Below are 13703 nucleotides of genomic sequence, written 5' to 3'. Positions count from 1 at the left end.
TTTCTTAACGCGAACCGGTGTCTACTGCGTTGGAAAGCGCTATGGTTGATTTGTTTCGGAGGCGTGACGACCCGACGTGACCCAACACTCGCGTGATACCCCGCAATTCTACCTGACGGCGCCCTCGCCCTGCCCCTATCTGCCGGGCCGGCACGAGCGCAAGGTGTTCACGCATCTGGTCGGCGACAAGGCCGGCGACCTCAACGACCTCCTGACCCATGGCGGTTTCCGCCGCAGCCAATCGATCGCTTACCGCCCGGCCTGCGACCAGTGCCGGGCCTGCGTCTCTGTGCGCGTCATCGCCAACGAATTCCGCCCCTCGCGCAACTTCAAGAAAGTTTTGGCACGCAACGCCGACATCGTCGGCGAGCAGCGCAGCGCGGTGCCGACGTCGGAGCAATACTCCGTGTTCCGCGCCTACCTCGACAGGCGCCACCGCCATGGCGGCATGGCCGACATGACCGTACTCGACTACGCGATGATGGTGGAAGACAGCCATGTCGAGACCCGCATCATCGAATACCGCAAGCGCGGCGTCGACACCGGCATCACCGGCCGCGGCGAGGAACTGGTCGCGGTGGCGCTGACGGATGTGCTCAGCGACGGGCTGTCGATGGTGTACTCGTTCTTCGAGCCGTCGCAGCACAGCCGCTCGCTCGGCACCTTCATGATCCTCGATCACATCACCCGCGCGCGCCGGCTCGGGCTGCCTTACGTCTATCTCGGCTACTGGATCGAGGGCTCCAAGAAGATGGACTACAAGGGCCGCTTCCTGCCGCAGCAGCGGCTGGCGCCGTCAGGCTGGCTGCGGGTGGATGCGACGGGCGAAATGCTGTCCGAGCCGCAGGATTGACCCTCTGCTGTCATCACCCGCGAAAGCCGAAAGCGGGTGATCCAGTATTCCAGAGACATCAGTGATTGAATCGAGAGGCCGCGGCGTACTAGGTCGCTCGGTCCGCACATCGAGCCGGGCGATGACAGCCGCGTGGCGCGGTTAGCCGAAAAACGCCTCGAACAACAGCTTCACGTTCAGCGCCACGATGATTCCGGCGACGATCCACGCCACGACGGCGACTGTGCGCGGGATGACGAACTTGCCCATCTTGCGGCGGTCGGAAACGAACTTCACTAGCGGGATCACCGCGAACGGCAATTGCATCGACAGCACGACCTGGCTGAACACCAATAATTGGCCGGTGCCGCGCTCGCCATAGAGCGCGGTGACGATCACGACCGGAACGATGGCGACGCCGCGGGTCAATAGCCGCCGCGCCCAGTTCGGCAGCCGCAGGTTCAAAAAGCCTTCCATCACGATCTGGCCGGCCAGCGTCGCCGTTACCGTCGAATTGAGGCCGGAGGCGAGCAGCGCCACCGCGAACAGCGTCGAGGCAATGCCGAGACCGAGCAGCGGCGACAGCAATTCATAGGCCTGACCGATCTCGGCGACCTCGGTCCGTCCGCTCGAATAGAAGGTGGAGGCGGCAACGATCAGAATCGCGGCGTTGATGAACAGCGCCAGCATCAAGGCGATGGTCGAATCCGTCGTCGCCCATCTGATCGCCTCGCGGCGGCCCTTGTCGTTGCGCTCATAGGCGCGGGTCTGCACGATCGAGGAATGCAGATAAAGGTTATGCGGCATCACGGTAGCGCCGATGATGCCGATTGCGATGTAGAGCATCTCCGGATTGGTGACGATCTCGGGCGACGGCACAAACCCCTTCAGGACGGCAGCAACCGGCGGCGCCGCAGCCACGATCTGAATCGAAAAGCAGATCGCGATCACAATTAACAGCGAGATGACGAAGGCTTCGAGGAAGCGAAAACCCTTGTTCATCAGGAGCAGCAACAGGAAGGCATCGAGCGCGGTTATCAGCGCGCCCCAGATCAGTGGAATGCCGAACAACAGGTTGAGCGCGATCGCGGTGCCGATCACCTCGGCAAGATCGCAGGCGATGATTGCCGCTTCGCAGACCACCCAGAGCAGGAAGTTCACGGGCCGCGAGAAGCTGGCGCGGCAGGCCTGCGCCAGATCGCGGTCGGTGACGATGCCAAGCCGCGCGGCAAGCGCCTGCAACAGGATCGCCATCAGGTTCGACAGCAGGATGACCGCGAGCAGCGTGTAGCCGAACTTCGAACCACCCGCGAGGTCAGTGGCCCAATTGCCGGGGTCCATGTAACCGACCGAAACCAGATAGCCGGGGCCGAGGAAGGCCAGCAGCCGGCGCGACCAATGCCCGCCAAAGGGCACCAGGATCGTGGAGTTGACCTCGGGCAGGCTCAGCCGGGCGTCGGCGGCGGCGTCAGCGCGCCAACCGGAGGCGGTCGTATCGGCCATCAGCAAACCCTTGGCTTCCGGGCCCAACTCGGGCGTGCGCGCATCCATTTCAGCAAGATGGCCGATCTTCGTTCTTATTGCAACTCATTTGCAACTGCATCTGGTGATCACGAAAATGATACCACTGACCATGCTGTAAAGTACTGAGGAAGTGCTTTACAGTTGCAAGTATGATAAAGCTTCCGGTCGAACCCCCAACGGCCACGCTGCGATACGCCCTTGCCCCCGACGAGGCCGGCATCGCCGCCATCGAAGCGACCTTTGCCGCCTATGACCGGATGATGGCTATCCTCGCCGAGGTTGCCCCGGTCGGCGCCAACCTCGTCGCCCTCCACGCCCAGGCCTATGAGCGGATCCGCACCAAGACGGGACTGCCCGCGCGTCTCGTGACGCTCGGCCTGCGCGACCGCGCCAGTTACGTTGCCGGCTCCCCCGCGCGCAAAATCCCGCTCGACGACAAGTTGTTTGCGATCAAGGGACCAACTTCACTGACCATTAGCACTGTCCACGGACGTGTCTTGGTGCCGTTTGAAATCCCCGGCTATCTTGCCGGCTGGGATAGTCCTTTCCCGGCTCATTTGGTTTCGGACGGCCGCGCTTACGAAATCCACATCGCCGTGAAATCGAAATCACCACAGCCGGAGGAGAAGACCATGGTTCACGAGGGTATCCTTGCACGTATGGGCAGACTTCTTGCCGCCATTGCCAGCGAGACGATCGACAATGCCGAGAACAGCAACAAGGTCGCGCTGGTCAAGCAGGCGATCCGCGAGATCGACGCCGGCGCCGACGAAGCGCGCCACGCGCTCGGCAAGTCGCGCGCCGAAGAGTTCCGCCTCAAGCGCCGGCGCGAGGAGCTCGACGCCGAAATCGCCGCGCTGACGGACAAGATTCGTCTTGCGGTTGCAGAGAACCGCGAAGACCTCGCGCGCGCCGGCGTTGCACGGCAAATTGATCTGGAATCGCAGGGTACCGCGCTGGAGCGCGCGATGGATTTCATCGAACTCGAAATCGATGAGCAGACCAAGGCCTTACAGGCGATGCTTGGCGCGCGGCGTGAGGCCGAGACCCGCCTCGCCGATCTCGAGGCGAGTCTCGAAAAACACGCGCCGCACGAAACCGGACGCGCGGCTGGCGCGACCAAAACCGTGAGTCCCGATCGGGCGATGGCGGCAATCGCGCGCGTCACCGGCGTGCCGGCTGCAAGCGTGCCCGGCGACAAGGAGCTCGATGAACTCGACCGGTTGCATCGCGAAAAGGAAATCGCGGCGCGGCTTGAAAGGATCAAATCGCAGCAATGAGTGCCGTGTCCGACCTCCTGCTGGCCCCCGACGTACGTCCCTTCGCAATTGCCGCCGCAATCATGCTGGCGCTCGGCGGCATTGAATTGCTGGCGACGCTGGTCGGCTTCTCGATCAGCGAACTGCTCGGCAAGGAAGTCACCGTCGAGGCCGACCACGCCAATGGCCTCGGCGGCCTGTTCCTCTGGATCAATGCGGGGCGTCTACCGCTTTTGATCCTGATCATTCTCGCGCTCGGCACGTTCTCGATCGCGGGATTCTTCCTGCAAGGGTTGGCGCACGGCGTGGGCATCTCTGTCCCTGTCTCGATCGCGGCGCTCGCCGCGGCGGCCTGCAGCATTCCGGCCATCCGCGTCACCAGCCGCGGCATCGCCAAGATCATCCCGCGCGACGAGACCTATGCGGTGGACGAGGCCGATTTCATCGGCCATGTCGCCGAGGTTTCGATCGGGCCGCTCGACCAGGGACTGCCTGGCCGCGTCCGTCTCAAGGATGTCTTCGGCAACTGGCACTCTCTGGTGGCGCGCGCCAGTCCCGAATCCGTACCCCTCCCGGTCGGCGCCAGCGTGCTGCTGGTCGACCGTGATGCCAAGAGCTTTATCGCCATTTCCGCACCAGCCGACCTCATTGCGCAACAACGTTCAGACAGGGCTTGAACATGTGGGAACTTGCAATACCCGTCACGATTGGCGTTATCGCCGTTCTTGTTATTGGTTTACTGCTTGCCAAACTGTACCGCCGCTCGACCCGTGATGAAGCCTATGTCCGCACCGGACTCGGCGGCCAGAAGGTCGTGCTCGACGGCGGCTCGATCGTCCTTCCTCGAGGAGCTGCAGGAGCAGCGCGCGACCTTCGTCAAGTCGGTGCAGGACGCTGTCGGCGCCGACATCCAGAACAACGGCCTTGAGCTCGAATCGGTGTCGCTGACCCGTCTCGACCAGAGCGATATCAAGCATTTCAACCCGAGCAACTTCTTCGACGCCCATGGTCTGACGACGCTGACCAAGATCACGCGCGAGCGCGAACAGGAGCGCAACCAGATCGTCCGCACCACCGAGGTCAACATCGCGCAGCAGGACCTCGTTGCCCGCCAGACCACGCTGACGATCGAGGCCACCAAGCGCGAGGCGGAACTGGCCCAGCAGCGCGACATCGCCAACAAGACCGCCGCGATGCGCGCGCAGACCGCGCAGGTCGCGCAGACCGCGCTGCAGAACGAGGCCGAGTATCGCATCCAGCAGGAACTGGCGGTCGCCAACAAGCAGACCGAAGCCAACCAGTTGCGCGACACCAGAAAGATTGAAGCCGATCTCGCGGTAAAACGACGCAATACCGAAATGGAGCGCGACCTGCAGATCGTGGCGCAGGAAAGTGCGATTGCGATCGCGACCAAGAGCAAGGAGCAGTCGGAAGCGCAGACCGTCGCCGAGACCGCGCGTGCGCTGGCGATTGCGGCCGAGGAAAAGGTCACCACCGCCAAAGCCGTCGAAATCGCCGAACGCGACAAGATCATCAACGTGATCGCGGCGCGCAAGGCTGCCGAGACCGAGGCGATGCCGATCACCGTGATGGCGGAAGCCGAGAACCAGGCAGCGAACAACAAAGCGGAAGCCATTACCATGCTGGCCAAGGCCGACGCCGAGGCGGCGACCACCCGCGCGGCCGGCGTCAAATCGCTCGGCCAGGCCGAGGCCGAGGTGGCGGCGTTGAAGGCGGAAGCGCGCAACAAGCTCTCTCAGGCGATGGTCGACTACGATCTCACCCTGGCGCGCATCAACATCATCCCGAACGCGCTGGCCGAAGCGGTCAAGCCGATCGAGAAGATTTCCGACATCCGGATCTTCGACACCGGCGGCCTGCTCGGCCGTGGCGGCGGCAATGGCGCGATGAACGGCCATAGCAACGGGCTTGTTCTGGGCGATGGCCTTGCCGCGCAGTTGCTGTCGGTTTCGGCGTTCAAGCCGATCATCGACAAGATCCTCGCCGAAGGCGGCTTCGCCGCTGGTCCGGACGCGCTGACCAGCCTGACCAACGCGCTGGCCGCGCCGCAGCTCGCCAGTCCGGCCGAATTGCCCTCCGCTGTAGATGATGATGAGCTGGCGACGCAGCCGGCGACCATCTCGGGAACGGGCAAGGCGACGCTCGGGCCCAAATCGTAGTCGAACAGAAGCAGCCAAAACGCCGTTCAGATCGAGGCCTGCCGCCCATTCGCGCGGCGGGCCTTTTTCCTGGAGTCGTTCTCTCCTGTCGGTCGTCGGGAAGCACGCGGGCTACGGGCTGTCCGCACTTCCTTATTGCAAATGCCTCTCATTCGTGACACCAATTGCAACTAATTCGCAATTGCAACTGAGGGAGCATCCGGATGCGTCAGTTCAAGCGGACTTGGGAGGCACACCAAGACGGAAACGACGATTTTCACTTCGGCGATTTTCTCGGCCACTTTCATGTGCCGCACCGACCGCACGGCTCGCATGGCCCGGGTGAGCACCATGGCCCTCACGGTTGGTCGTGGCCACCGGATCCAAAGCCGGCAAAAATCGAATACCGCAGCTTCGACGGTTCGCAGAACAATCAATCGGATTCCACTCTCAACGCGGCCGGCACTGAATTCGGACGTATCGGCGAGGCGCATTTTGCGGACGGCATTTCCGTTCCGCTCGGAGGCAACAATCCGCGCACCATCAGCAATCTTGTGGTCGGCGCCGGCGACCCGGACGTGCCAAATCCGGAAGGTGTGTCCGCCTTCATGTACGCATGGGGCCAATTCATCGATCACGACATGACGCTGACCCGGACGGACGGCGTCAGCGATATCAGCGTCGTGGTTCCCGCCGGCGATCCTGTGCTCCCCGCCGGCACCATCATTCCGATCACCCGCGCGATCGTCGATCCCACGACCGGTGCGGGCACGTCCAATCCAGCGATGGCGCTCAATTCCAATACCGCCTGGCTGGACGCCTCGATGGTCTATGGGTCCAGCGCCGCGACCGCCGCCAGCCTGCGCACCGCTGACGGCCACATGTTGACGTCGCAGGGCAACAACCTGCCGATCGTCAACGGTATGGTCGTGGCCGGAGACGTCCGCGCCGCAGAAAATCCGGCGCTCACCGCCCTGCACACGCTATTCGTGCGCGAACACAATTATTGGGGCGACAAACTGCACCTCGAGCACCCGAACTGGAGCGGCGATCAACTCTACAATCACGCCCGCGCTATCGTGACGGCGGAAATCGCCAACATCACCTATTCGGAGTTCCTGCCTAACCTCGTCGGCAAGAATGCGCTAACGCCCTACGACGGCTACGACCCCAGCGCCGATCCTCACCTCACGCTGGAATTCGTCGCTGCGGCGTTCCGCTTCGGACATTCGATCGTGTCGGGCGAAACCGAAGGCCTTGCGGAAAACGGCGAAGTCATCGCCGGCTCCGAGGAAGACCTGAAGGATGTATTCTTCCAGCCGGCCGCAAACTTCAACGACAATGGCGGCGCCGACGGACAATTACGCCACCTGGCCGCCGATCCATCACAAGCACTCGACGCGCGCATCGTCGACGACCTGCGCAATTTTCTTTTCGATCCACCGGTGTCTATGGATCTCGCCGCGATCAACATCCAGCGCGCGCGCGACCTTGGCCTCGGCACGCTCAACCAGACCCGTGAGGCACTCGGCCTCGAGCCCTACACGGATTTCAGCCAGATCACGAGCGACCCGGAGACGCTGGCCGGACTGAAAGCAGCTTACGGCAATGTCAACAACGTCGGCCTGTGGACCGGCGGCTTGTCGGAAAATCATGTGCCCGGCGCGCTCGTCGGCGAAACCTTCCAGGCCATCATCACGATGCAGTTCGAGGCGTTGCGCGATGGCGACCGGTTCTGGTTCGAAAATCAGGGATTTGATGCCAAGACGTTGGCCGAGATCAAAGGCACGACGCTGGCAGATATCATTCTGCGCAATACCGATACCGAGCATATCCAGGACGACGTCTTCGTCACCTATGCGCGGCATACCGGCCTTGCCGGCGGCGTGGAGTCCGAAGACCCCGAAGCCCGCCAGATCGTTATCGGCTCCGATGGCAACGACACGCTGATCGGCGGTCCGCAAGGCGATTATCTGTTCGCCGGAACCGGCAAGCAGACGATGACGGGGAATGACGGCGCGGACCGCTTCGTGTTTGATTTCGGAAGCAGCAAAGCTGAGATCACCGACTTCGATCCGGGCGTCGACATGCTGGTGTTTGAGAATGCCGGCCGTTTGGACTTTCGCGACGTGAGGATCTGGGGCGACCACGGGAATACGGTGGTTCAGGTCGGCGACGACCGGATCGAACTGACCAGCGTGCGGCCGCATGAACTGACAAAGCACGATTTCCTGTTCGACGTTTGACGCGAATTCACGAAACAACTTCTGCGGATTGGAGCGATCATTTTTGCCGGGCATCCGCGTTCTGGCAGTCCGGTCATGCCGGAAGGTGAAAAGCCTCCACACGTTCGCGTGTGGAGGTTTTGTTTTTGGAAGAGGTTGTCGGGAAACGGGTGGGTTTGATCGTCCTCGGGCCGGACAATGGATCAAATCGAATCTGTCAGGAAATTTTGCCATGTCACCCGCTCCGACACCGCGCTTGCCCGCGACCTTCAACCGTCTGGCCTGGTCGAACCTCGCCGCGCAATCGGCCGAGCAGATTGCGCTGGCCGCAGCGCCCATCATTGCAGTGCTGCTGCTTGGTGTTGGCGAAGGCCAGACCGGATTGTTGCAGACCGCGCTGACGCTGCCCTTCATCCTGTTTGCGATTCCCGCCGGTCTCCTTGCCGACCGCATCTCGCGGCGCTGGGTGATGGCGGCCTCCGAAGCGCTGCGGGCGGCCGCGCTTGCGGCGACGCTGCTGCTGATCTGGCTCGGCGCAATCACGCTGCCGCTGCTCTCGCTACTCGGCTTCGTCGCTGTCTGCGGCACCGTGGCCTACAGCGTCGCCGCGCCCGCTTTGGTGCCATCGCTGGTCAATTCGGAGCAATTGCCCGCAGCGAACGCGCGCATCGAACTGGCGCGCACGGTGGCGTTTGCGAGCGGTCCGGCGCTCGGCGGCGTGCTGGTCGGATGGGTCGGGGCAGCGCCTGCCTTCGGCTTTGCCGCCGCATTGTCGGTGATGGCCGTCGTGTTGCTGTCGGGCATCTATGAACCGGCACGCGCCCCTGCCCCGCGCCGCCATCCTTTGCAGGAGATCAGGGAAGGCGCCGCGTTCGTGTTGCATCACGCGCTGCTGCGGCCCGTGTTCATTACGCAGTTCATCTTCAACACGGCGTCGTTCCTGCTGCTGGCCGTGTTCGTGCCTTACGCCGTTCGTCATCTCGGCCTATCGGCCACCGGCGTCGGCCTGACGCTTGGCATGTACGGCGTCGGCATGGTGGCGGGCGCGCTCTCTGCCACGCGGGTGATGCAGCGGCTGGCCTTCGGCACCGTGATCGGGCTCGGCCCGGTGACGGGATTCGTCGCCGCCGCCATCATGGCGCTGACGACGATCGTGCCGGCGCCGTGGCTCGCGGCGCTGAGCTTCTTCCTGCTCGGCGCCGGCCCGATCCTGTGGGTGATCTCGACCACCACACTGCGCCAATCGGTGACCCCGCCGTCGCTGCTCGGGCGCGTATCCGCCATCAACATCATGAGTTACGGCGCCCGTCCGCTCGGCTCGGCGCTGGGCGCCATCGTCGGCGGGCTCTATGGCGCAGAAGCCTGCCTCTACATGGCAGCCGCCATCTTCGCGGCGCAGGCGCTGGTGATCCTGCTATCGCCCGCAGTCTCGCTGGCGCGACAGCCGGAGATGGTGGGCGAGCCGGCGCGGTGCTAGCCGTCTGGTCGAAAACCGTCATTGCGAGGAGCCACCGGGTCCGGCCTTCGGCCGGCCCGATGATAAACTCCGCGACGAAGCAATCCAGCCTCTCTTGCGGCCCTGGATTGCTTCCGCCTTCGCGCTAAAGCGCTGCGGCGAACTGAAGCCCTACGAAGCTTGCGCAGTAAGCATAGAAAAATCGCTTCACTCGCAATGACGGTTTTTAGGGCGTGTGCTCATTAAGCGACTGACTAATGTCCGCTCAAGGCACCGAGGCGTATTGTTTCCTTCAAGAAAGAACCTTGCGGAGGAAAGCAAGCATGACGCTGTTGAATTGCCTCGGCCTTTGCAGCGGCGCGAAATGGCTCACACCAGGCAGGATCTTCAATTCCGCTGTCGCGATACTTCGTGCAAGATATTCGGCATGTTCGGGCTTGATGAACTCGTCGTGCTCGCTCTGCACGATCGCAACAGGCACATGGATGTGGGCGAGCTCGCCTGCAGAATAATTCGGTTCGGTCTTCATCATCTGGCCGACAGCTTCAACCAATGCGTCGAACTGGTCCGGCGTGGCTGATAGCTGGGCATAGTCCTTGGCGTGCCGCCCGAAACACCGGTCGAGAACCGGGCTGGGCTCGATTTCTTTTGTGCCGCTGGGGTCCATGTTACAGCCGAAGAAAAACACGCCCGCAACGTGTTCGGCGGCCTTCATGGCGAGGATCAAAGCGGTACAGGCGCCATCGCTCCATCCGACGACGGCTGCCTTGTCCACTTGCAGCGCATTCATCACGGCCAGAACGTCGGACGCCATCAACTCATACGTGAAAGGCCGCGAATCGCGCGTGCTGCGGCCATGGCCGCGGCTATCGATCAGCACGGCGCGATAACCCGACGCGACCAGCGCCGGAACCTGATAGCCCCAGTTGCCGCTATGCCCAAGGCCGCCATGCAGCAAGATCACGGGAGCTCCCGACCCGTACGTCGCGTACCGGATTCGAGCACCGTCGTGTTCCACAAAGCCTTGATTGATCGCGGTGGGCAGGGGCGCAGCGCCATGCGCCTCGAAACATTTAAGGTCGTCGTCGTATGATTCCATTCGGATTTGACCCAAAGCTTGAGATAGGGAGACCTGCAACCGCCGCTGATATCACCCCGACAAACTGTTGACGGTCGATATAGCACCCCGCGACCTAACTGAATCAAATGTCCGCTTCTAGGCGCTTTCTGCTTACTTCCCATAAACATGATAAGCTCCCAGCATGGGAACGTTGACATACGAAGACCGTGCCGTGAAATACCAATGGGCGAGCGATGTCGACTTCGACGGCATTCGCATGGAAGTCCTTTCGGACAGCGGGGATACACTCCTTGATCTCAAGTGTGCCCGATGACGGTCCGATCACCGTTAACACCTTCGGCAAAGAGGTTGCCGCAGCCCTAATCGAAGCAGCAATCGAGGTCGTGCGCCGTTCAAGATAGATATTGGTTGCGGTGCGGACAGGACCACAACGTTCGCTATGGGTCGGTCAAGAACGACAAAGCTCAGGGTGAGCATAATAGGTCCGCTTTCGGGTGCATAGCGTCCGACCCGCTCCTTGGCGGGCCACATTGAGCCGGACTGTCTTGCCGTGAGTCCGCGCCCTCATTGCCCGGAGCCCATTGGTGCTTTCCCATCGCTTTATATGATATATATCATCTCATATAAAAGCGGGAACCTTCATGGCCGACCAGACTGCAGCAATCGACACTGGCCCTCGTTCGGAAGCTTCTTCCACTGTCCTGCAAATCGCGGTGCTCGCGGGCCTCGCCGCCACGGGAACGCTCGCCACCAACATCCTGCTACCGTCGCTGCCGCAGATGGCGGCGTCGCTCAACGTCACGAGCGCGGCGGTCACCGCAGCGATCACGGTATTCCTCGCGGTGTTCGCGATCGGCCAGCTCGTGGTCGGGCCGATCTCGGACCGCTATGGCCGCCGTTGGCCCGTCCTGGCCGGATTTGCAGTCTTCCTTGCCGGCAGCGTCTGGTGCGGCCTCGCCAATGATTTGCCGAGCCTGCTGATTGGCCGTGTCATCCAGGCGGCCGGCGCCTGCGCCACCTCGGTGCTGTCCCGCGCCATTGCCCGCGACCTGTTCTCCGGCGCGGCACTCGCCCGCGCGATGGCGCTGATCATGATCGCGATGGCGGCAGCACCCGGCTTCTCGCCGCTGCTCGGCGGTGCGCTCGACCACATTTTCGGCTGGCGCTCCGAATTCGCATTCCTCGCGGCTTTCGCCGGGCTCGGCGCCCTCGCCTACGGCATGGTGTTTGGCGAGACCCACCTCGCAACACGCACCCCGCTCGATCCGCAGGCGATCGCAAAAACCTACCTCGCCCTGCTCCGCGACCGCCGCTTCGTGGTGCCGGCGGCAACCGTCAGCCTGATCCTGGGCGCTCTGTTCTCGATTTTCTCGGCGGCGCCCCGCGTTCTGATCGAAGCGATGCACTTTGCGCCGATTCAACTCGGTCTGTTCTTTGCGGGCACGGTGCTGATCGTGTTCGCCGCCGGCATGCTCGCGACCCGGCTGGCGCCACGCTATGGGCTCGATCGTTCGATCCGGGGCGGGCTGTTCACCGCCGCACCCGGCAGCCTCGCGATGCTGCTGGTCTCGCTATACGCCCCCTCCTTTCTTTCGTTTCTTGCGGCCATGAGCGTATTCCTGCTCGGCATGGGCATCGTCAGCCCGTTAGGCACGGCGCAGGCGCTGTCCCCGTTCGGCGACAAAGCGGGCGCGGCATCAGCGCTCATCGGCTTCTCGCAGATGATGACAGCCGCAATCGGCGTCTGGCTCGCGGCGACGATTTCCCCCGATGCGCTATTCGCGCTTGGCGTAGTTCTGATGGTGTTTTCGCTGATGGCCGTGGCGCTTTACACACGGCGAGCGAGACCAAATTAGGACACCAGATATCGCTCGTACTTCCCGGCGACCACCTCGTCCGCCGCAATATCCGGATCGAGCGTGTAGAGATCCTGCGCTCGGCCGATGCCGCGCAGTGCGTAGCGGCCGGTGGAGACCAGGTAGTTTCGCCCCGCGGCATCGAGACCTCCGCGGAACGCCGACGACATCAGCAATTCGCGGTCGACCGAGCGGCACATCGAGGCGATGCGGCTGACCTCGTTGACGGCAGGCCCCACCACCGTGAAGTCGAGCCGGTCGTCGCTGCCGATATTGCCGTAAAAGACCTCCCCGACATGCAGGCCAACATGGGCTGATGTGACTGGTCGGTTCTCGGCCGTACGGCGGGCGTTCAGCGCCCTCATGTTGCGGCGGAAACGATGTTCGGCGCGCAACGCAGCGCGGTTTGCCTTCGCCATGTTCTCATGGGTGAACATCGCCAGCACGCCGTCGCCGATCAGCTTCAGCACCTCGCCGCCGGCGTCGTGGATGGCGTCGATCGAGGCCTGCGCATAATCGTTGAGGAACGGAATGATCTCGCCGGGATCGATACTCTCGCTGATCGCCGTCGAGCCGCGCAAGTCGGAGAACCACAGCACCGTGTTGATCCGCTCGGTGACGCCGCGCGTGATGCGGCCGCGCAGCACCTGCTCGGCGGTGTCGCGACCGAGATAGACCCGGCCCAGCGTCTTGGTGATGTCAGCCTGCGCCGCGGATTTGATCGCCAGCCCCAGCACCGGCACGAGATCGCGGAGCGCAGCTAACCCCTGCGCGCCAAACCCCTCGTCGCGCCGTGTCACCCAATAGGAATAGACGCAGTCCATCTGTCCCATGGTGCCGGCCTCGCCGAACTGGTGCACATAGGCGACCAGATGCTTGTGACCTTTCTCGGCGAGCTCGCCCATGAATTTGAAGTTGTAGGAGGTGCGATTGGCGAGGTCGAGCGGCAGTTCTTCATGGCCGTTCTGGAGCATGTAGTAGAAGATCGAACTGCGCCAGGCCTCCGCGGCTTCGCCCTCGTTGGTCGAGCCATATTCGAACGCGTCGCTTTCGTTGGTCTCGGCGTCGTTCCAGCGAAAGCCGCGGCCCTCGAAAATCGGGTGCAGCGTGTCGATGAAGACCATGCCGCGCGACAGGCCAAGCCCCTCGGCGCAGCAGCGTTCGCAGAAACCGCGGATCAGGTCGTTTTGAGGCAGGCCGGTGAGGCCCTGGCCGACCAGCCAGTTCATCAGGCGCAGACGGGGGGTGAGCTCCATGGGGCTATTATGCCGTGCAATGGTGACAGACGGAAGGCTCTGGCCGCCTGCGTTC

9 protein-coding genes and 1 pseudogene are annotated in these 13703 nt (G+C 62.9%); 7 read left to right on the top strand and 3 right to left on the bottom strand.

Features of this window, described 5'->3' with window-relative positions:
• The first annotated feature begins 76 nt into the window (after positions 1-76).
• A complete protein-coding gene (locus tag V1278_RS20150; protein ID WP_028345684.1) occupies positions 77-853 on the top strand; it encodes an arginyltransferase in 777 nt (258 codons plus the stop codon).
• 141 nt (positions 854-994) lie between these two features.
• Here V1278_RS20150 and V1278_RS20145 read toward each other — a convergent pair whose 3' ends face one another.
• Positions 995-2383 (bottom strand): Nramp family divalent metal transporter, encoded by a 1389-nt coding sequence (locus V1278_RS20145; protein WP_334363089.1) that lies wholly within the window; start codon positions 2381-2383, stop codon positions 995-997.
• A 122-nt stretch (positions 2384-2505) separates the two neighbouring features.
• Here V1278_RS20145 and V1278_RS20140 point away from each other — a divergent pair, with 122 nt between their 5' ends.
• The 5 genes and pseudogenes from V1278_RS20140 (at position 2506) to V1278_RS20120 (ending at position 9476) form a co-directional block, all read left to right on the top strand.
• A complete protein-coding gene (locus tag V1278_RS20140; protein ID WP_334381995.1) occupies positions 2506-3636 on the top strand; it encodes a PspA/IM30 family protein in 1131 nt (376 codons plus the stop codon).
• Entirely contained in the window at positions 3633-4292 is a 660-nt protein-coding gene (locus tag V1278_RS20135; RefSeq protein WP_334381994.1) for an OB-fold-containig protein, read from the top strand. The genes V1278_RS20140 and V1278_RS20135 overlap by 4 nt, the downstream gene beginning before the upstream one ends.
• Positions 4293-4294: 2 nt before the next feature.
• Positions 4295-5795: pseudogene (locus tag V1278_RS20130) on the top strand (flotillin domain-containing protein).
• A gap of 203 nt (positions 5796-5998) precedes the next feature.
• Positions 5999-8020 carry a peroxidase family protein gene (locus V1278_RS20125; protein ID WP_334381993.1) on the top strand — a complete coding sequence of 674 codons (2022 nt, stop codon included), beginning with the start codon at positions 5999-6001 and terminating at the stop codon, positions 8018-8020.
• Positions 8021-8231: 211 nt separating this feature from the next.
• Positions 8232-9476, top strand: a complete 1245-nt coding sequence (locus tag V1278_RS20120) for an MFS transporter (protein WP_334381992.1) — start codon at positions 8232-8234, stop codon at positions 9474-9476.
• 271 nt (positions 9477-9747) lie between these two features.
• On the opposite strand, the gene V1278_RS20115 is transcribed toward V1278_RS20120, so the two are convergent.
• Positions 9748-10554, bottom strand: coding sequence for an alpha/beta fold hydrolase (locus V1278_RS20115; RefSeq protein ID WP_334381991.1), 807 nt, complete (start codon positions 10552-10554; stop codon positions 9748-9750).
• 623 nt (positions 10555-11177) lie between these two features.
• Between V1278_RS20115 and V1278_RS20110 the strand changes: the two genes are divergently transcribed.
• Positions 11178-12392, top strand: coding sequence for a multidrug effflux MFS transporter (locus V1278_RS20110; protein WP_334381990.1), 1215 nt, complete (start codon positions 11178-11180; stop codon positions 12390-12392).
• Here V1278_RS20110 and V1278_RS20105 read toward each other — a convergent pair.
• Positions 12389-13648: an adenylate/guanylate cyclase domain-containing protein gene (locus V1278_RS20105; RefSeq protein ID WP_334381989.1), complete on the bottom strand. Its 1260-nt coding sequence runs from the start codon at positions 13646-13648 to the stop codon at positions 12389-12391. The genes V1278_RS20110 and V1278_RS20105 overlap by 4 nt on opposite strands.
• Between the last annotated feature and the right edge of the window lie 55 nt (positions 13649-13703).

It is taken from the genome of Bradyrhizobium sp. AZCC 1577, from assembly GCF_036924575.1.
GTDB lineage: Bacteria > Pseudomonadota > Alphaproteobacteria > Rhizobiales > Xanthobacteraceae > Bradyrhizobium.
This window is presented reverse-complemented; position numbering and strand designations above follow the sequence as displayed.